We start from the raw sequence: 18,463 nt of genomic DNA, 5'->3' as shown, positions 1-18,463 counted from the left end.
GCCGATCGAGGCGCGAGCCTGCGAGCGATCGAGATCCCCCGACCGCGACAGAACCCCGGTCTCGATCGCTCGTCCCTCGCGCCTCGACCAGCGGAAGCGGCGGGAAGGGGTCTCGACCGGCGGACTACGCCGGAGGCTCACCAAACGCGCTGAGTGTGCGCACGACGGCGAGGAGCGATTCATCGTCGCCGACGTTGCCCGCAAACACGATGTAGGGGATGCCGGCCGCTGGCCCGTTCACCGGCTGCCAGAGCGAGACGATGCCGGGCAACATGGACCCACGCACGATCGCGTGGCGAATCTGCAGGCCGAGCGCGGCAACATCCGAGGAGGTGATACCGCCCTTGGCGATGACGAACCGCGGACGGGTGCGCGCAACCACGCTCTGCACGACCTCGACAACCGCGGCGGAGACTGTTCGGGCGATTTGCAGACTGTCGGCCGGGTCCGTCGAGCTCACCAGTACCCGGCTGGTCTGCAGGATGACGTCGGCGCCCGCAAGAGCGTCGACCACACGGTCGACAACCCCACCCAGGTCGGCCGGCGAATCGGGCGAGAGGAGCCCGGCAACGTCGATCTCAACCACCTGGGCCGCCGGGTGCGCGCTCGTGAGGGCGTCGAGCTGGCGAGTGGTCATGGCTACATGCGAGCCCACGACGATCAGGCCGCCCACGCGGGCCGGAACAGTGTCGCCGAAAGCGTCCGCTGCGCTGAGCGGTTGGCGTACGTCCTGGCCGATGCGTGCCCGCACAAACGGCGGGCCCACCCGGTAGATCAGTCGTTTGCCGCGCCGCTCTGCTTCGTCAAGGCCGAGGGCCAGCAGGCGCAGGTCATTTTCGGTGGCCGCGTCGACGACGATCGGGGTTTCATCGGTGGCGGGCTCGATCGCGGCTGCGATCGCTGCGGGGCCGGCGCGCAGGATCGCCAGGTCGATGCCGATGACGGCAGAGGCCCGTAGCCGTCCGCCGCTTTTTTCCACGACGTAGTCGGCCAGGCGCGAGTGCGCGAAAGCGAACGTTGCGTCCCGGGCGAACTCGGTGTCGGCGATGGGAGTGAGCTCGTCGGCCGCGGAGCGCATGTAGTGCACCCCGCCGATGGTCACCCGCCCAGCATCAGGAAAAGCTGGAACGATCACCACGCCATCGGTCTGCGCCCCGGCGCGGCTGCGGAGCGTCTCGGCGATGACGTCGGGTTCGAGCGGAAAGTGACCACGCAGGGTTGAATCCCCCCGGCTGACGAAAGCCAGCGCGGCCCCGTCGGCTGCGGCGAGCGCATTGGTGACGACCTGGCGGTTGCGCTCGGCGGCCTCGTTGGGTTCGAGGCTGCGCGTATTGGTGAGCACATAGATCGCCGGCGCCCCCAGGCCGAGCGCCCAGCGAAAGTCCTCGGGCTCCCAGTGAGTGAGTACCGGCAGGTCGGCTACCGACTGGGTTCCGGTGGGGTCGTCATCGAGCACGATCAGAACGCGACCGGTTGCGGCCACCGCGGCGGCAACATCCTGAGCCAGCACTTCCACTTCAGCGGGGAACCCCGCCAGCAGCTCCCGGGCGAGCAGCCGCCCTGCGCCGTCGGTGGGTCTCATGAAACCTGCAGCCCGCCGTTGATGTCGTAGGTCGCTGCGGTGATGTAGCCGGCGTCCGCACTCAACAGAAAGGCGATAAGCGCGGCGACGTCGTCGCGGGTGCCGACGCGTCCCATGAGAATATCGGCGGACATAGCGTTTTTGCGCTCGTCTGAGAGGGTGCCGCCCATGATGTCGGTGTCGATCGGGCCGGGAGCCACCGCGTTCACGGTGATGTTGTGCTGGCCCATTTCACGGGCCAGGGCGCGTGTGAAGCCGATGATGGCCGCCTTGGAGGCGCTGTAGGCGACCTTGGAGTAAGTGCCACCACCGCGCTGGGCGGAGATGGAGGAGATGCTCACGATGCGGCCGAGCTGACGCTCGATCATGCCGGCGAGCACGCGCTGAGAGACCAGGAACGAGCCGCGCATGTTGATCGCGAAGACGCGGTCCCAGGCCTCAACGGTTTCATTCATGAATTCGGTGGGCGAGCTGATGCCGGCGAGATTCACGAGGCCCACGATCGGCGGCATCGCGGCCTCAATTTCGGTGATGGCTGCGTTGACCGAGTCCTTGTCCGAGACATCGGCAGCGACGCCGATCGCACGGATACCGCGAGCCGCCGTAATCGCGGCGGCCGCCTCTCGCGCTGCATCGCCGTCAATGTCGACAATGGCAATCGACCAGCCGAGCGAGGCGAGCTTGTCGGCCGTTGCCCGGCCGATTCCACGTTCGGAGGCGGCACCGGTCAAGACTGCGGTGCGGTCGGTGGGAAAAGTAACGTCGCTCATAAGTGCTATTCCTTGGGTCGAGGGCCCACTTCTGTGTGGACCGCACCACCAGCCTAATAGATATCTGACGTCTGATGTCTAGTTAGGACTGCGCTTGGATGAACTTCTCGTAGTCCGCAAAGGTCTGCTGAATATGCGCTTCCATGGCGCGGCGCGCCTCATCGGGGTTGCGGCTCGCAATTGCCGAGCGCACGATTTTGTGATGCGCGATGGCGTGTTCCTGCACCTCAGTGAAAGCGGATGTTTCCCGCCGCAGCGTATAGAGCAGCTGGCTGAGTTGCCCCATCAGAGCGGGAACGAAAGGGTTGCCGCTGGCCGCGAGAATGATGTCGTGGAACGCGAGATCGTTTCGGGTGAGGCGGTCGAGGTCGCCATCCACGTAGGCGGCTTCCATTTCGGCGATGGTCGCATCGAGCGACACGAGATCGCTGTTCTGGTGGTTGCGCGCTGCCAGCTCGGCCGAGCCGGTTTCCACCATGCGCCGCACCTCGAGCAACCGCAGGGGCACCTCGGAACTGCCCAGGTCGTGCGCGGCGGCACGCAGGATCGCGTCGAGGCTCGACCAGTCCGAAGGTGGGTTGACGAAGGTGCCGAGCCCGCGCCGGACGGAGACTATCTTCTGTGCCTGAAGGGTCTTGATCGCCTCGCGGGCCGTCAGGCGACTGACGCCGGCTTCCTCGGCCAGAACCGCCTCCGGAGGAAGCATCTCCTGCGCCGCGAACACCCCTCGCAGAATCCGGTCGAGGAGACTCTCCACCAGGTCATCGACCAGCGATGTTCGACTCATGAAACCTATTCCTTCGTCCCGGCGCGGCGTCGGACTCTCGGTTCAGTGTATCGAGCCCGATAGCGGCCGCGCTCATAACGATCCGGGGCGGCACGTGGCGTGACGAAAGCAAACACGCGTTCCAGCAGGAGTGCGAGACCAGCAGAAATAGCGCTGGCAATTACGACGCTGAGCACGGGTGTGCCGTACTCACCCCATTCGATGAAGGAAGTCGACTGTTTGTGTACCCACGGTGGACCAAGGCGCTTCGGCCCGGGAACGCAGACAGTTAGCATGAGCCAATGGAAGACAACGAAAGCCTGCACGAAGAAGACCTCGGCCGACTGAGTGACCAGCGTCTTTCCGTGCCGTCTGACGCTGTCGCGCCTCGGCAGGTCAGCTCGACCGGCACCGGGCACCTTTTGGCTTTGTTGGACAGGGGAATTTCTGCCACCGCGCTGGAGTCTCACTTGGCGGCGTCGCTGCACGACGGAGCAATCAATGAATTGACCGCGGGTGCTGTTCGCCGGCTGAATTCGCAGCTTCAGGAGGCACATCGCAGAGAACAGCTCCTGCGCGTCTTGTACAACACGGCCACGGATTTGACCGGGATACGCGATGTCGAGGCAATCCTGAAAGCCATCGTGAGGCGCACACGGTCGCTGATCGGCAGCGATGTGGCTTATTTGAGCTTGAACGACTACGTGTCGGGCAAGTCCTTCGTACGTGTCACCGACGGCGCTACGACGACGTTGTTTCGAAACATCCGAATGCCGCTCGGCGGCGGAGTTCTCGGAGCCGTGGCCACGGGAGAGTCACCGGCACAGACTGCGGACTACCTCACCGACGATTCAATATCTCATTTTCTCGATAGCGACACTGCGGTGGCTGCCGAGGGGGTGCGGGCCATCATGGGCGTACCACTTCGCGTTGAGGGAAAAGTAATTGGCGCGCTGCTGGTCGCGGACCGGCAGCCGCACAATTTCAGCAGTGACGATGTGTCCCTGATGGAGTCGATTGGAACCCATGCGGCGGTGGCTCTCGAGAATGCGCGCCACTTTAGCGAGATGGCGGAGGCCTTGGCCCAGCGCGACAGTGCGCAGCAGGAGAACATCGCCCACGTACGTGGTCTGGAAGAGATCGCTGCGCTGAATCGGAGCCTGACAGAAACGCTCGTGGCTGCGGAGAGCATGCCGCGCCTGGTGGATTTGTTAGCGGAATCGCTCGGGAGTGAGGTTTTTGTTGTTGATCCGTTGGGAGAACCTCTATCTGCATCCCAATCGCGCCAGGATTTTGGCTTTCCGACGGCCCTCCGAGCCGCAGAGCAATCCGCAGCGACGGCCATACCCGTACCGTTTACGATTGACGGCGCGCAATACCTGGTCATGTCGGCCATCGCCGGAGATCAGCACTTGGCGTCTCTCGTCGTGGCTGGAGAATTCGGCGCCACCCAATTGGCGATGCTCGAACGCGGTGCCTTGGTGCTCAGCGTTTCAATGCTGTTTCGGCGCACACTGGTCGATGCCGAACTTCGGTTACAACTTGAGCTCATAGACGACCTGCTCTCGCCTCGAGCGGAAGAAACGGCCGCGCTGACCCGGCGGGCGGGAAGGTTCGGCTTGTCTGACACCACTCCCCTGATGGTCAGGGTGATCAGCGTCGCTGACAATGACCGCCAGAAATCACTCGCCCTCTTGCGGCGTGCGGCGGAAGACACGCCAGGCATCATTGCACTGCACGAGGGTCACCTGTGTGTAGTTGAGCCCGTGGGCCGCTGGGCCTCTAAACAGACCGCAAATGAAGCCTCCGGTGATGATGGGCGATCGATAGTGACGATCCTGAAACGCCAGCTCATCACGGCAACGGTGGGCTCGTCGGGCCCGGTGACTGGCTTCGGCAGGTTGGCCGCGGCTCATTCTGAAGCGCACGCCGTACTGCGCGCCCTTCATGCTCTTGCCCGGGTCGGCGAGGCAGCAGATCGTGCGGTTTTGGGAACGGCTGGAATGCTGTTGGGGGGCACCGAAAATACTTTCGCGGAACAGCTGATGCACGCCCAGCTCGGCCCCCTCTTCGATTACGACTCGCGTCACGGCACCGAATTGACGTTAACCGCCTGGACTTTTCTTGAGAATGAATCTGCCATTGGCACCGCGGCCAACGAACTCCATGTGCATGCGAACACTCTTCGTCAGCGCCTCGACCGCATCGACACGCTCTTGGACCCTGACTGGCGCCGAGGCAGCCGATCGTTGGATGTACGAGTGGCTCTGCGTCTGTGGCGGCTGAAGACGATGGGTGCAATTCAGACCACTTCTTGACGCGCTGCACGGTCTGGCACTCGTCGGGTCGTGCGTCAGTAGTCGCGAGCACCTGTTCAATTTGTATATAGAGGTGCTCAATCAATGGTGCGCGCTGCTATACAAATTCTTCGCTGTTCTTGGAACCATATGAAGAGCGGCATTTGTGCGTTCTTGGGCCACGCAGCCGCATACTTTCGGTCCCCAGGTCGTGCACTGTGATGGCGGATTCTTCGCCACAGAACGGGCATGACCCCAATGTCAGGAGTAAGCACAATGTCGTGTCAACACGAAGCTGGAATATCTTCGGCACCCTTTGGCGTTCTGCGACTGCCGCGAAACATCGTTGCAGGTGCGGGGCAACGCTTCGCCGCCGCTGAGATGGCGGCAAGCCTCGGCGAAAGCGTTCTGATCTGCACGGATGCCCGTCTCGCCGGTTCGCACGACCTCGCCGAACTCGTCAGCAGCCTTGAAAGCAGGGGACTGACCGTGCACGTCTTCGGTGATACTGAGGCAGAGCTCCCCCTCCAGGGCATCCACAGATGTGTCGACTGGATTACCGAGGTTGCTCAGAAGCAGGTTTCTTCTGTCATCGGTTTTGGGGGCGGCAGCTGCATTGATATGGCCAAGGTCGTCTCCGTGCTTTTGACACACGGCGGCCAGCCCCGCGATTACTACGGTGAGTTTGCTGTTCCTGGCCCAACTGTGCCTGTTATCGCGCTGCCGACGACAGCAGGAACCGGTTCCGAAGCGACCGCCATCGCCGTCGTCTCCGATTCAGAATTAGGAATGAAGATGGGCATTTCGAGCCCACATTTGATTCCGTTCGCCGCTATCTGCGATCCAGAACTCACGTACACCTGCCCACCCGCGCTGACTGCGGCGACTGGCGCGGATGCTCTGGTGCACCTCGTGGAATCCTTTACAGCTATTACCCGCGAGAGAACGAGCTCTCTTGCCTCGGAGCGCGTTTTCGTTGGCAAGAATGCATTATGCGATTCGATTGCTCTCGGCGGAATTCAGCTCGTTGGGCGCAGCCTTCTCACCGCTTACCGGGACCCATCGAATACCGAGGCCAGAGCAAACATGATGATGGCAGCTTTGTACGGCGGTGTCGTTCTCAGCAATGCGGGAACAGCGGCGGCTCACGCTATTCAGTACCCCGTTGGCGCGTTGACTCATACTCCACACGGCGTCGGCGTCGGCGTATTGCTGCCCTATGTGTTGCGTTACAACTTTCGGGCCATCCAACCCGCTCTGGCCCAGGTCGCCGAAGCCCTGGGGTGTGATATTTCCGGACTGGATGCGCGGGAAGCTGCCATCGCCGGCGTGGAAGCGGTCGATCGCCTTATTGCCGGCATCGACCTGCCAGAAACGATCAAGGACCTGGGGGTTGAGTCAGGCGACCTCGCCCAGATCGCTCAGCTCTCTCTCAACTCCAAGCGACTCATCGATAACAACCCGGTCAGCCTCGATCTCAACGCCATCACCGAAATCGTGCAGGCTGCCTACGCGGGCGATCGCAGCATCCGCTGAACCAATCGGGGCTTTGCCCTCAGCCAGTTCGAGGGCTGAGGGCAAAGCCGCAAGGCGGTTCAGGTCAGTCTCGCGCCACTTCGTCGATAGCTGCCGTAGAACGAGCCTTGACGAAGGCACTCACACGGTTTAGGACTTCCCTCGCTGTGGCGATCACTCCAGCCGAGGTAAAGAGACCGTGTGAGTGGCCGGGCAGGTGGAGGTACTCAACGGCAGTGCCGGCCGCGGCAAGCTTGGCCGCATACCTTGCGCCCTCGTCGGCCAGCGGGTCGTTATCGACGGTGCAGATAAAAGCCGCCGCTCCGTACGCCGGTACTGGATTAAGTAAGGGGCTGAGCTGTGCTTGTGATCGGTCGACACCCTCGGGCACGTAGTGGTCTGCAAACCAGTTCATGGTATTCGCGGTCAACGGAAACCCCGTGACGATTCGCTCGTACGACGGAGTCTGCATGGTGAGGTCCGTGACGGGGTACAGGAGCACCTGACCAATCAACCGGTTGTCGAAACGGTCGCCACCGCTTTCGTTGGCCAGGATCGCAGCCATCTGGCCCCCGCCGCTGTCGCCCATGACTACAACGCGAGCGATGTCGATTCCCCATTTGCCTCCGTGAGCGAGCACCCACGTGAGAGCAGATCGACAGTCATCAATCGCAGCGGGAAAGGGAGCTTCCGGAGCCAGTCGATAGTCGACCGAAACAACAATGGACTCGGTACTGACCGCCAAATAGCGGCAGAGTGAATCGTGAGTGTCGAGATCACCGATGACCCAGCCGCCACCGTGTATAAAGAAGATGGCAGGAGCCAGGCCCGTGGGCTCGCCTACGCGAGCATCGTAAAGCCGCCCGGGAATGTCCGGTTCAAACTGAACGTCGTTGACTTTCGCAATAGCCTGACTTGTCAGCCCGTTTGCCGCGCAGCTTACGGAATAATTGACCCGGGCCTGTTCGACCCCAACGTCTTGGAACGATAACGAGCCCTTAGCCCGGAACGCGGTGATCGAAGGCGCCGCCTCGGCAGCAACCATAGGATCTGCAGCCCTGCGGTCGTTCTGCGCCACAGTCATCCGCTCACTTCACCGCCGCGTAGTCAGCCAGATCGAACTCATTAATCATGGTGCGATATTCGTCTACCGTTCCACACCAGTTATTGATGACTTTGCCAGCCGCATTCTTGTACCAGGAGGAGCAATCGGACGAATACGCGGACCCTTCCAATTCAGTTTGCACCATGTCGTTGAACTGCCGAAGCACTTCAACCCTCACGTCGAAAACGTCATCGTTCTCGTCGCGGAGGTGAGTAATGACCTGAACGATGTATTCGTGCTGAGCTTCCAGCATGGTGACAATCGAGTTGTGGTTCAGATTCGTGTTGGGGCCATAAATCATGAACATATTCGGGAAGCCGTCGACGGCCATGCCTAAGTATGCTTCCGGGCTATCTCCCCAGCGCTGATCGAGGGTGACGCCGTCTCGCCCCGTCACCACGAGATCACCCTGGAAGGCCTGACTCTTGAATCCCGTGCCGTAGATGATGACATCAAGCTCATGATGCACGCCATCACCGGTAACTATCCCCGTCTCGGTAAAACGGTCAACGGAAGCTGTTTCCAGACTGACATTCGCCCGCGAGAGCGCGGGGTAATAGGCATCGCTTCGGAGAATGCGCTTGCAGCCGAACTCAAAGCTCGGGGTGAGGTTTCGTCGTAGCTCAGGGTCGGAGACTTGCGCTTCAAGGTGTGCCTGCGCCTCGAGCGCGCCTTCGTTTTGACTCGCCGAGAGATGCTTCGTTCGGGTGAACCCGGCTTCACGCTGATTGTGGATATCACCGCGAATGCGCTCGAACGATTCGGGATGACGTTGGAATTGCTCACGCTCGTCTTCTGTGAAGACGATCTGATTGCGAGGCAATATGAAATTCGCGGAGCGCTGAAAAACGGAGAGGTGCTGAGCGATTTCAGCCACTTCGGGGACATATTGAACCGCACTGGCCGCAGACCCAATTGACCCCACGCGCAGCCCGGTGAGGTCGACGTCGTGATCCCATTCCGCCGAGTGAAATGAGACCCCCTGAAACAAATGCGCATCGGTGAACGTCGGGGTGGACGGTTCGCTGAGCTGCCCCCAGGCCGGGATGAAGACCCTGGCGTAGAACACTTCATGATCAGCCGTCTCGACACGCCACAGCTGGCGTTCTTCCTGCCAGGTGGCCGAAATGACGAGGCTTTGAAAGCGGATGTTTGCGCGCACGTCGAACTCATCGGCCAAGGCCTCGAGGTAGCCCAGCAGCTCGCTACCGCCGGCATACATGCGGCTCACGCGCAGATTCAAGAAATAGCTGTAACAGTAGATCACCGATTGGGTGTCACACGCAGCACCCGGGTACGTGTTGTCACGCCACACACCACCAATGCGGTCTTTCTTTTCCAGGACGAGGAAGTTATCAATGTTGTTGCGCTTGAGCTGCGCAGCTGCCCCCAGTCCGCCGAAACCAGCGCCCAGAATAATCGCGTCAAGAATACGTTCACTCATTGAATCCACTACCTTTCTCTATCGGGCATTGTGACCACGACGCACAATGCCCGATCTTCCTGAAATTTGTTTCGGGCCGAAATATTTGCTCGACATGCCTACTTTGATGCGTTGGCGTGACTGAGCATCTTTTGCTCGTCTTTGACATCGACTTCGTACAGCGAGATTCCGCGGGTTTCTTTGTAGAAGTAGAGCGCGACTCCGGAAAGCAGCATGGCCGTGAAGAGGTAGGCAACGATCGGCATCGTTGATGAGAACGTGGCGAGCAGCGCGGTGCAGATGAGCGGCGCTACCGATCCGGCCAGAATTGACGTCACCTGGTAGCAGAAAGACACACCGGTATAACGCATTCTGGTGGGGAACAGCTCCGCCATGAGGGCACCCTGCGGGCCGTAACACAAGGCCTGCAGACTCAAACCAATCACGATTGCAGCGAATACGGTCCAGAAGCTGCCGGTATTGAGCATCGGAAAGTAGACGAAGACCCAGATCAGCAGGCCGACCACGCCGAGCAGATAGGTTTGGCGCCGGCCCAGCATGTCGGACAGCTTGCCCGCGAAGATCATGGCGAAGAATTGAACGATATTAGCCAGGAACATGATGAGCAAGACGTCTGACGTGCTCATCCCCACGTGAATTTTGAGGTAGGTGATCGAGAACACGATGATGGCGTAGTAGACCGTATTCTCACCGAATCGTGCCGCCATGCCCACGAAGACCTGCTTGGGGTACTGCGTGAGAACTTCCCGCAGTCCAGCAGCCTTGGTTTCGAGTTCTTTTTGCTTCGCGACCGATTCGAGAAAGATGGGCGCGTCTTCGACAGTGCGGCGAATGTAATAGCCGATCAGCACGATGAAGGCCGACAGCCAGAAGGCGACTCTCCAACCCCAGGACTGGAATGCTTCTTCGGGCATGGATGCGCTCAAGCCCAGAAGCACAACGGATGCCAACACGTTGCCGACGCAAGCGGCCGCCTGCGGGAAGCTCGACCAATAGCCGCGCTGGCCATTGGGGCTGTGTTCGCCGACCAGCAGAATTGCACCGCCCCATTCACCGCCGACCGCGAAGCCTTGGATGAAGCGCAGTGTCACCAGGAGCGCCGGCGCCCAATAACCCACCGCGTCGAACGAGGGGATACATCCCATTAAGAAGGTCGAGACACCGACCAGCAGAAGGCTGAATTGCAATAGCTTCTTGCGACCGACGCGGTCTCCGAAGTATCCGAACACCAGACCGCCAATGGGCCGGGCGAGAAAACCAACCGCGTACGTGGCGAAAGCCGCGATAATTCCATCGAGCGGATTATCTGTCTGCGGAAAAAAGAGAACACTGAAGACGAGCGTGGCTGCAGTCCCGTAAATAAAGAACTCGTACCATTCGGCGACCGTTCCGGCCATCGAAGCGGCGACGATTTTCTTGATTCCGGACGGAAGCTCCTTGTCCGCAACTTTACGCTCAGGTGCTTTTCTCGTTTCGACTTCATTGTCGGATTTCATACAGTGCCCCTCAAGTAGATTTCACCCCTCATGCTAGAGAGCGAATGTCTTTAGCCTGACATAACAACCCACCCGCGATTGTGGTGTTTGTTCCCACCTTTAGATCATAAATGTGTATATAAAGTTGACGTTGGTAGGCACGCCTTTCCCAGTCACGCACCGGCGTCGCTGATACCCCGCTGACATGTTCAGTCACGACAAGTTCAGTACTGGTCGTCGGATACCTCTGACGTGGCCGGCGCTCCGCATCCGCTTGCATATTGGCTGCGCGCTGTCCTAGCGACGGGAACACGCTGCCGCGACTGGGTCGGGGTCGCGGCTCGGTTCAGTAGGTGGGCATGTGGTCCAAAACCGTCCGGGCCATGACAATGATGTCTTCGGCAAATCCCTGCGCCAGGAGCGTGTCGTCGAGACCGGCCAGTGGTTTCTCAAGGGACGGATATTGGGTGTTGTTTCGCAAGACGCGCATCCAGCCGAATCCATCAAGCTCGGCTTTCTTTGGCGGTACGAGCTGAGCCCGAACGGCTTCCTCCACCGCCTTGTGGCCCCCTTTCGTCGTTGCTCGGAGCCCCTGATTTTCGAGTACCGCTGCCAGAGCCTTGCGGCAGGAGTCATAAGCCATCGCGAAACTACCGGTCGGGTCGGTATCCGCGGTTAGCCGGGACGACGCGAGGTGCCGAACGGCTTCCTGCAGCATGAAGCGGCCAACGCGCGGTCGGCTCGCACTCTCTCGATGTGACCGCGAGCGATGAGATCGTCGACTCCGGCTCGTCCCTGCTGCCAGCGCGCAATCACGATCCCCCCAAATCGAGCGGCACGAGTGGCCGGGCCTGCACCGTCTTGATAAATCCGTCGTCAGCACGCTGCCAACGGTTCGGTGAGATCACGTTGATGCTCACCTCACGACCCAGCATTTTCGTTGCCTCGAGTGCTATCGGGTAGAACTGGCTTGGTTCGACGTCGCCGACCACCAGCAGGTCAATGTCGTTCGGATCGGTCCCCGGCTCGCCGTCCAGACGAGCGGCCCACGAACCGTAGATGTATGCCGCATCGATACCGGGCAGACCGCGCAGCAGATCGGGAATGACGACAGTCGGCCCATATCCGTAGGTGACTATTTGCTTGAGGGCTGCATAGAGCGGATGCTCCTCGTTGGCACGGATCATGCGGTTGCGTCCCACGCGGCGTTCGGTCAGATAGCCCCCCTGGACGAGACGATCGACATCTCTGAGTGCCGTGGGCAACGTGGCTTCAGCCAAACGTGCAAGCTCACTCACGCTGACCTCTCGCTGCGGGTGCGCGAAAAGCTGAGCCAACAGACGTCCTTGGGTGTCAGACCGCAGGATTGGGCTCAGCAGGGGGACGGACGGTTTCATAAAAGAAAGCATATGCAATCTTTATTGAAAGTCAAGCGGGCGCTGCGCCGCGATTTATTGCGTCGGCCCCTGACCGCTCCACCAGGCCGAATTAGCTCGCGGCCTGCGTGAATGACAGCATCTCGGGCTGTGGTGACGCTGCGCGCCCGGGTGTCAGCGAACGCTGGCAGGTTCTTCGGAGTTTCTGGCGGTCAGCATCCGCTCGTCGGGCTTTGGCCTCACTGCTACCGACAGCAGACCGAAAGATTCAGAACTGGATCCGTGACGCCTCATGTCTAGTGAAATCTAGCTGACTCTACTTAAAAACTAGAGCCACATAGATTTTACTAGATATCCCGATTTCGGGTCGGTTGTTGGGAATGACGGCGTCTCCAGAGGCCGGGGCGGCATCTGCTTGTGTTGAGCTGCGGGCTGCCGAACGGGTCGACGGCTCCGGCCCAAAGTGATGGATAGCCCAGGTCCCTGGTTCTGCTCCTGATGGAACGGGGCACTTTCATGGTGTCGGTGGTGCGGCGTAAAGTCGCGCGTGCCACACCATTACCCCGGTCGATGGATCGGCAGCAAGCGAGGCTGCCGAATCCAGCTCCAACTAGGCATTGGACCCAACATGCCCAAGCCTGCAGCCATCGCGCCCACGTTCAAGGCCGGTATGACAGTCGAGGAAATGGCCGCTGTGGGTTTTCTGGTGCGGTACAAGGGCGACACCCGCTACAAGTACACCAACGACTTGCGGTTCTTCTTCGAGTGGTGCTTGGCGAACGGGTTGCCGCCGCTTGACGCGCAGCGGGTGCATCTGGAACTCTACGATCGAGGACCAGATCGCGTGGACCTCATGTGCTCAGACCGTCAGTCCACGTGAAAACGCCCCCGCTACGACGGCCGCCCGCTGTTCGGTGTCCCCGGAGTGCCCCGCGCACTGCAGCAGACAATCAACATTGATGTACTGACCGAGCAGACAGGGCCTTGGGCCAACCATGATGACGTCGTTCGGGCGCTCGGACGTGAAACGCTCGCCGAGTTATCGGAACTGCTGGGCAAGTAGTCAGTCGTGAAGCCACACGGCATCGTGGTGACCCCGAGCAATAAGATCGTCAACTCTGGCTCCTCCCTGCTGTCGCTGTGGCGCCGCTGCGGGCCAGGGTGGCAAGCCGCACTTAACTGTCGCTCGGTCGTCGAGTGGGAGTCGCGGCAGCACCGGTGAATACGCTACCGAGCGGCGTCTGACTGAGGAGGTACGCGAGCGACCATGCCACCACGAGAACAATGACGAAGTGCGCGACCGGGGGCATATAGACCGGGATCTTGCTCAACAACAAAATGAATGCACTGTGGGTCAGCACAACCGCGAGCCCGACGGTGGCCGCCCGCGTAACAGCTCCGGCAACCCGTGGCCTGATGGAAGCAAACACCCTTTGAAATAAGAGGACGAGACCTGCAGAGATGGCGCTGGCAACCACGACGCTCACGACAGGCGTGCCAAAATCACCCTGCTTCATGTCTAGTGGCTGCGAGAGGCCGGTGACGATGAGGGCTGCTGAGCCGGCCAGGAGGGCCACTGAAACCCAGCCCCTCGACCTGAGCCGCGGGGCGATCCGGCGAAAGGAAATGCCCGCGAGGATGAAGATCATGGCGGGCACGGCAACGCCCAGCGAGAAGGGGACGGCGGTCAACGCGTCGGGGGCGAGGTAGGCGACGGTCAACCCGGCAACGGCAACCGCCCAGGGTAGCCAGACGGGAAAGCGCTGCAGTGCACGAAGCAACAGGCAGGCGCCGAAGAGCGCGGTAACGAACCAAAAGGCGAAAAATGGTGCGCCCATGTATGAACCGCCGAGCAACACGTTGCCTACGTGCAGAGCCTGCCCGTTTGCCCAGAGGTACGTGCCGTAGACGGCGCCGATAGCGAGCAGCCACGCGACGTAGGGCACGAGCAGCGTGCGTACCCGCTTGCTGAATTCGACGCCCAGCGTGCGTTCGTTGGCCCAGAGGTATCCGCTGAGAAAGAAGAACACGGGAACGTGCCAGGTGTAGAGACCCATGCGGGCGATGTCATTGCTCTGGTCCGACCAGACGTGCCCAGCCACGATGGCCACAATGCCGATAACGCGCAAGCCATCGATCGCGGCCGAGCGCATTCTTGTACTGTCCACCTGGCGAAGCCTAGGGCTCCGCGCTTCCAGCTCGCTGAACTTCTTCTGGCGAGCCGCACGGTCGCGCCACCCCGCGGCAGATTTTGTACCCTGCCCCCTTTCCCCGACCCGTCGAGCAGTGAGTTGAGCCGGTTGCAGCCGACGCGCGACTTTAGGGGCTCGGCGGAGCGATTTTGATGGCCTGACCTCGGTCTGCCGAGGCGATGCTGTCGGCGGGGCAGCACACGGTCACGCTGTCGGGCACGGTCGGTGACGGTTCGGCCGTTTCGCGGGTGGCGTCTTTGACGGTGAGCGCGAGCGGCACTCTGATCTACCTTTCCGACATGGAAGCGGATGCCGTGACGACTGTTGCCGCCTCGCTGGCCTCGACCAGCGCGGGGGGCGGGGCGGCCAGCGGGAGAGGCGGCTAACGGGAGAGGCGGCTAACGGGAGTCGCGGGGCGGCCAGATGCCGTCGCATCCGTTTTGGAGACAGACGAACTGCCAGGCCTCTCCGTCGGAAACGGCCCCCATGCGCATAAGGCAGCGGGGGCAATTGGGCGGGCTCAGCTCGAGCGGAGCATCGCTAGCCAGCTCGGCCTCGGAATAGGGCGGGCCGAAGTAGAGCTGCGTGCAGCCGAGATTCGTGCAGCCGTAGTCATAGCCGTCGCCGTGCCAGGCGACCTCCATGGCGTCCCCGCACTGCGGGCAGAGGCGCGGACGTTCCACGTCTTGCTTCTCGAACAGCCACGAGACGTTGTCGTCCATGGAGTGAGACTAGTCCCGCTGGCAGGGGTGTGCTGGGGATTCTATGAACTGTGGAGAAGTGGGGCCGCATACTCGGGGCAACTAGAGCCAGGACTGGCCGGCGTCGGTGGAGCGCAGGGTGAGGTCCCCGATCCAGAGCCAGAGGGTATCGTCGGCGGATGCGACCGCAATGTTTGCGGCCAGCTCGGCGGGGGCTTCGTCGGTGGCGTAGCAGCCCGTGGTGCTCGCGCTCAGTGCAGCGGTCTCGGCGGCAGGGTCAGTGACACGGTCGGCGGCGGAGTCGATCACGCTGACGTCGACGACGCTGAGGCCGAGGCAGGCGACCGAGTCGGTCTCCGCCGACGAGGCGGCCGAGTCCCCCGCGGCCAAGGCGATGTAGCCCAGGTCGGTCGCGGTGAGGATGAGCACTCCGGGAACGGTCAGGGGCGCTGACCAGGAGGCAGCGGCATCCGTTGTGGCGAAGATGCGTGCGTCGGCGCAGAGAACGGCGGCGGAGTCAGCGTCGGCCGGACTCGCGGCGAGGGCGACGACCGCGTCGCACGGCGCCGAGACCAGGCCGTCGGGTCCGTGCACGGCGGCGCGGTCGGCCGGGTCGACGTACCACGCGTCGTCGAGCTCGTCGGGGTAGCTGGAGTAGTTGTCTCCGGCGACGAAGGTCTTGACGAACTGCGGGGCGCAGTCTTCGTCGAGGCCGATGAACTCGGCGACCGATTCGCTCTGGGCCGCGATGGACTGCAGGGCGGTGACTCCGGAGCGGCCGGTGGCGTCGGTGGCGGTCCAGCTGGATCCGGAGTCGGTGCTGAGTTCGGGTGAGGCCGGGGCCCTGCAGGTTCCGGTGCTGGCACGCCAGGCGGCGGTAGCCGACACCGCGGAGAGCAAGCGGGTGGCCGGCAGGGGCATCACGGCTGGCGCGGCCGTTGGCGAGGCTGTCGGGGTGGCGCTCGGCACGGGAAAAGCGGATGCCGTGGCGGCCGGCTCCGAAGACGCGTCGGCGGCAGCATCAACCGAGGTCGAGGTGAGCGCGCTCGTGATGAGCACGGCGTCGATGAGCAGGAAGAGTCCGATAGCGGAGTAGGCGATGATGCGACGCCGGCGGGGGTGCTGGGTCATCAGGCTCCTGCCGCGATCAGGGCGGCGGTGATCGTGGTGACGGAGGCGTTGATCGCCGCGGCGGCGCGGTCGTAGACGGCGGCGGGCTGGCGGTAGGGGTCTTCGACGTCGTCGAGGGTTGGAGGGTTGGGCGAGGGGTGGAGTCCGCGGGTCGAGGCGACGGATGCGACGAAGGCGGGGAAGTCGAGGCCTGTTTGGGCATCAACGCGGGAGGCGTCAGCGGCGAAATCTTCGGCATCGGCCGGGGCCACCAGGCGGGCGAACTGATTGAGGGTGAAGGTGTAGCGGGTGGCTTTGGGCAGCAGGGTGACGACGTCTCGACGGTGGTCACGCGTGGCGGTGAGCACGAGGTCGGCGTCGGCAATGAGCTTCGCGGTGAGCTGCCGAGCGACGTGATCGGTGTTTGACGCGCCGTATTGCGTCGACAGAGCGGCGGCTTCGGGCGTCATGGCGCTGCCCGTCATGGCGTGGGTTCCGGCGCTCGTGACCACGGCATCGAGGCCGGCGTTGCGCAGGTTTTCCCGCAGAAGCTGCTCCCCCAGTGGCGACCGGCAGATGTTTCCGGTGCAGACGATGAGGATGCGGGCGGTCATGCTTTGGCCCTTGATCGGCGCGAGTAGGCGGGAACGATGACCTCGGGGGCCGGACCGGTGTCGCCGTAGGTGTGTCCGTAACCGTACTGACCATAGTGGCCGTAGCCGTAGGCATCCGGTCCCTTGGTCGGCAGCATGGTCATGACGACGCCGCTGATCGGAGCGCCGACCTTGTCGAGCGCGGCGATGGCTCCGGTGAGCTGGTTCTTCTGGGTGCGGCCCGCGGCGACGATGAGAATGGCGCCACCGACGCTCTTGGCGAGGATCGCGGCATCCGTTACGGGAAGCAGCGGCGGGCTGTCGAAAATGACGACATCAAAGGTGCGGTTGAACTCCTCGATGATGTGCGCCATGCGCGACGACCCGAGCAGCTCGCTCGGGTTCGGCGGAATGTGCCCGGCGGGCAGCACGAACAGCTGACCGCGGCCCCAGGGCTGAATGACATCCTCGAGTTCGGCGCGGCCGACGAGTACGTCGGTGAGGCCGACACCGCCCTCGATGTTCATGTAGTCGGCGACGCGCGGTTTGCGCAGGTCGGCGTCGACGAGCAGAACGCGGGTGCCGGCATCCGCTAGTGAAATGGCCAGGTTGGCGCTCGTGGTGCTCTTGCCCTCGCTGCCGATCGAGGAGGTGACCACGAAGCAGCGGTCCCGGCGTTCCACGTCGAGGTACTGCAGGTTGGTGCGCAGGGTGCGAAAGGACTCAGCGCGCGGGCTGCGCGGGTCGGCGTGCACGATGAGGGGCCGCTCGGCGGCCTGCGGATCGAAGACGATGCCGCCGATGATGGGCAGCGCTGTGACCTGTTCCACATCGCGCTGGCTGCGAATGCGGGTGTCGAGCGTTTCGCGTAGCACCGCCAGTCCAACGCCGAGGGCGAGGCCCACGAGGGCCCCGAGGGCGATATTGAGGGGCACGTTGGGGGCCACCGGAGCCAACGGCACGCTCGCCACCTGCACCCGGGTGAGTTTCACGGAGGGCCCCCCGGTGACCGGGTCACGCTGCTCGATCTCCTGCACGCCCACGGCGAGGCTCTCGGAGACCGCGTTGGCGATATCGGCGGCGCGGCGTGGGTCGGTGTCGGTGACGGCAATGCCGATGATCGAGGTGTCGAGGGTTGCCGACACGGCGATGTTCTTGGCCAGTTTGGCTGGCGTCTGGTCGAGCCGGAGGGTCTCGATGACCGGCTGCAGCACCAGCGGTGTGATGGCGATACCGGAGTAGGTCTTGACCCGAGCCACCGTGAAGCTCGCGCCCTGCACGAGATCGCTCGTGCTGCCGCTGGACTGAATCGACACGAATACCTTGCTGGTGGCACTGTAGGTCGGCGTTTTCAGAATCGAGAAAACGGATGCCGCCGCGACGGCCACCAGGGTCAGCGCCACGATGAGCATCCAACTCTTCTGCAGGATGCGGATGTAGTCGCGGAGTTCCACGCTGCTACCTTTCGTTGCGATACAAAGTTGCCAACCAGTAGCTTGACACAGGTGAAAGGGCCACTCGGTTGCGCAAGCGGCCC

Annotated in this window: 17 protein-coding genes; 4 read left to right on the top strand and 13 right to left on the bottom strand. The window is 62.3% G+C overall.

Features of this window, described 5'->3' with window-relative positions; genetic code table 11:
* Nucleotides 1–124: 124 nt before the first annotated feature.
* The 3 genes from E3T31_RS14675 to E3T31_RS14665 all read right to left on the bottom strand — a co-directional run bounded on the left by E3T31_RS14675 (nt 125) and on the right by E3T31_RS14665 (nt 3,139).
* On the bottom strand, nt 125–1,582 hold the full coding sequence (locus tag E3T31_RS14675) for a four-carbon acid sugar kinase family protein (protein ID WP_134469729.1): 1,458 nt from the start codon (nt 1,580–1,582) through the stop codon (nt 125–127).
* Nucleotides 1,579–2,352 carry an SDR family NAD(P)-dependent oxidoreductase gene (locus E3T31_RS14670; RefSeq protein ID WP_134469727.1) on the bottom strand — a complete coding sequence of 258 codons (774 nt, stop codon included), beginning with the start codon at nt 2,350–2,352 and terminating at the stop codon, nt 1,579–1,581. Before E3T31_RS14670 ends, E3T31_RS14675 begins: the two co-directional genes overlap by 4 nt.
* 82 nt (nt 2,353–2,434) lie before the next feature.
* Nucleotides 2,435–3,139, bottom strand: a complete 705-nt coding sequence (locus E3T31_RS14665) for a FadR/GntR family transcriptional regulator (protein WP_134469725.1) — start codon at nt 3,137–3,139, stop codon at nt 2,435–2,437.
* Nucleotides 3,140–3,420: 281 nt separating this feature from the next.
* Between E3T31_RS14665 and E3T31_RS14660 the strand changes: the two genes are divergently transcribed.
* The gene (locus E3T31_RS14660) at nt 3,421–5,436 is read left to right on the top strand and encodes a GAF domain-containing protein (protein ID WP_134469723.1); all 2,016 of its coding nucleotides are present in this window, start codon (nt 3,421–3,423) and stop codon (nt 5,434–5,436) included.
* 228 nt (nt 5,437–5,664) lie between these two features.
* Nucleotides 5,665–6,951, top strand: a complete 1,287-nt coding sequence (locus E3T31_RS14655) for an iron-containing alcohol dehydrogenase (protein ID WP_370304626.1) — start codon at nt 5,665–5,667, stop codon at nt 6,949–6,951.
* 64 nt (nt 6,952–7,015) lie between these two features.
* Here the strand turns inward: E3T31_RS14655 and E3T31_RS14650 are convergent, their stop codons facing one another.
* The 5 genes from E3T31_RS14650 to E3T31_RS14630 form a co-directional block, all read right to left on the bottom strand.
* A complete protein-coding gene (locus E3T31_RS14650; protein ID WP_241978010.1) occupies nt 7,016–8,008 on the bottom strand; it encodes an alpha/beta hydrolase in 993 nt (330 codons plus the stop codon).
* A gap of 10 nt (nt 8,009–8,018) precedes the next feature.
* Nucleotides 8,019–9,479 (bottom strand): NAD(P)/FAD-dependent oxidoreductase, encoded by a 1,461-nt coding sequence (locus E3T31_RS14645; RefSeq protein WP_134469719.1) that lies wholly within the window; start codon nt 9,477–9,479, stop codon nt 8,019–8,021.
* A gap of 98 nt (nt 9,480–9,577) precedes the next feature.
* The gene (locus tag E3T31_RS14640; RefSeq protein ID WP_166788519.1) at nt 9,578–10,975 is read right to left on the bottom strand and encodes an MFS transporter; all 1,398 of its coding nucleotides are present in this window, start codon (nt 10,973–10,975) and stop codon (nt 9,578–9,580) included.
* Between the two features lie 325 nt (nt 10,976–11,300).
* The gene (locus E3T31_RS14635; protein WP_166788518.1) at nt 11,301–11,597 is read right to left on the bottom strand and encodes a hypothetical protein; all 297 of its coding nucleotides are present in this window, start codon (nt 11,595–11,597) and stop codon (nt 11,301–11,303) included.
* 169 nt (nt 11,598–11,766) lie between these two features.
* Nucleotides 11,767–12,351, bottom strand: a complete 585-nt coding sequence (locus E3T31_RS14630; protein WP_134442921.1) for an ArsR family transcriptional regulator — start codon at nt 12,349–12,351, stop codon at nt 11,767–11,769.
* Between the two features lie 607 nt (nt 12,352–12,958).
* Between E3T31_RS14630 and E3T31_RS14625 the strand changes: the two genes are divergently transcribed.
* Entirely contained in the window at nt 12,959–13,210 is a 252-nt protein-coding gene (locus E3T31_RS14625) for a hypothetical protein (RefSeq protein WP_134469713.1), read from the top strand.
* 295 nt (nt 13,211–13,505) lie between these two features.
* On the opposite strand, the gene E3T31_RS14620 is transcribed toward E3T31_RS14625, so the two are convergent.
* Entirely contained in the window at nt 13,506–14,498 is a 993-nt protein-coding gene (locus E3T31_RS14620) for an acyltransferase family protein (protein ID WP_134469711.1), read from the bottom strand.
* 203 nt (nt 14,499–14,701) lie between these two features.
* Between E3T31_RS14620 and E3T31_RS14615 the strand changes: the two genes are divergently transcribed.
* On the top strand, nt 14,702–14,908 hold the full coding sequence (locus tag E3T31_RS14615) for a hypothetical protein (RefSeq protein ID WP_134469709.1): 207 nt from the start codon (nt 14,702–14,704) through the stop codon (nt 14,906–14,908).
* 12 nt (nt 14,909–14,920) lie between these two features.
* On the opposite strand, the gene E3T31_RS14610 is transcribed toward E3T31_RS14615, so the two are convergent.
* The 4 genes from E3T31_RS14610 to E3T31_RS14595 all read right to left on the bottom strand — a co-directional run bounded on the left by E3T31_RS14610 (nt 14,921) and on the right by E3T31_RS14595 (nt 18,380).
* The gene (locus E3T31_RS14610) at nt 14,921–15,244 is read right to left on the bottom strand and encodes a hypothetical protein (protein WP_134469708.1); all 324 of its coding nucleotides are present in this window, start codon (nt 15,242–15,244) and stop codon (nt 14,921–14,923) included.
* An 81-nt stretch (nt 15,245–15,325) separates the two neighbouring features.
* Nucleotides 15,326–16,354, bottom strand: coding sequence for a hypothetical protein (locus E3T31_RS14605; RefSeq protein WP_134469706.1), 1,029 nt, complete (start codon nt 16,352–16,354; stop codon nt 15,326–15,328).
* Nucleotides 16,354–16,947, bottom strand: coding sequence for a low molecular weight phosphatase family protein (locus E3T31_RS14600; protein WP_134469704.1), 594 nt, complete (start codon nt 16,945–16,947; stop codon nt 16,354–16,356). Before E3T31_RS14600 ends, E3T31_RS14605 begins: the two co-directional genes overlap by 1 nt.
* The gene (locus E3T31_RS14595; protein ID WP_134469702.1) at nt 16,944–18,380 is read right to left on the bottom strand and encodes a polysaccharide biosynthesis tyrosine autokinase; all 1,437 of its coding nucleotides are present in this window, start codon (nt 18,378–18,380) and stop codon (nt 16,944–16,946) included. The genes E3T31_RS14600 and E3T31_RS14595 overlap by 4 nt, the downstream gene beginning before the upstream one ends.
* Between the last annotated feature and the right edge of the window lie 83 nt (nt 18,381–18,463).

The sequence above is a fragment of the Cryobacterium sp. TMS1-13-1 genome, assembly GCF_004403125.1.
GTDB classification, from domain to species: domain Bacteria; phylum Actinomycetota; class Actinomycetes; order Actinomycetales; family Microbacteriaceae; genus Cryobacterium; species Cryobacterium levicorallinum.
The sequence above is the reverse complement of the archived record's forward strand: the minus strand, read 5'-3'. Positions and strand labels throughout refer to the sequence as shown.

Excerpts from the sequence above, each read along its gene's own strand:
- E3T31_RS14675 (WP_134469729.1), bottom strand. The coding sequence starts at position 1,582 with ATGAGACCCACCGACGGCGCAGGGCGGCTGCTCGCCCGGGAGCTGCTG.
- E3T31_RS14670 (WP_134469727.1), bottom strand. The coding sequence starts at position 2,352 with ATGAGCGACGTTACTTTTCCCACCGACCGCACCGCAGTCTTGACCGGT.
- E3T31_RS14665 (WP_134469725.1), bottom strand. The coding sequence starts at position 3,139 with ATGAGTCGAACATCGCTGGTCGATGACCTGGTGGAGAGTCTCCTCGAC.
- E3T31_RS14660 (WP_134469723.1), top strand. The coding sequence starts at position 3,421 with ATGGAAGACAACGAAAGCCTGCACGAAGAAGACCTCGGCCGACTGAGT.
- E3T31_RS14655 (WP_370304626.1), top strand. The coding sequence starts at position 5,665 with ATGACCCCAATGTCAGGAGTAAGCACAATGTCGTGTCAACACGAAGCT.
- E3T31_RS14645 (WP_134469719.1), bottom strand. The coding sequence starts at position 9,479 with ATGAGTGAACGTATTCTTGACGCGATTATTCTGGGCGCTGGTTTCGGC.
- E3T31_RS14640 (WP_166788519.1), bottom strand. The coding sequence starts at position 10,975 with ATGAAATCCGACAATGAAGTCGAAACGAGAAAAGCACCTGAGCGTAAA.
- E3T31_RS14635 (WP_166788518.1), bottom strand. The coding sequence starts at position 11,597 with ATGGCTTATGACTCCTGCCGCAAGGCTCTGGCAGCGGTACTCGAAAAT.
- E3T31_RS14630 (WP_134442921.1), bottom strand. The coding sequence starts at position 12,351 with ATGAAACCGTCCGTCCCCCTGCTGAGCCCAATCCTGCGGTCTGACACC.
- E3T31_RS14625 (WP_134469713.1), top strand. The coding sequence starts at position 12,959 with ATGCCCAAGCCTGCAGCCATCGCGCCCACGTTCAAGGCCGGTATGACA.
- E3T31_RS14615 (WP_134469709.1), top strand. The coding sequence starts at position 14,702 with ATGCTGTCGGCGGGGCAGCACACGGTCACGCTGTCGGGCACGGTCGGT.
- E3T31_RS14610 (WP_134469708.1), bottom strand. The coding sequence starts at position 15,244 with ATGGACGACAACGTCTCGTGGCTGTTCGAGAAGCAAGACGTGGAACGT.
- E3T31_RS14605 (WP_134469706.1), bottom strand. The coding sequence starts at position 16,354 with ATGACCCAGCACCCCCGCCGGCGTCGCATCATCGCCTACTCCGCTATC.
- E3T31_RS14600 (WP_134469704.1), bottom strand. The coding sequence starts at position 16,947 with ATGACCGCCCGCATCCTCATCGTCTGCACCGGAAACATCTGCCGGTCG.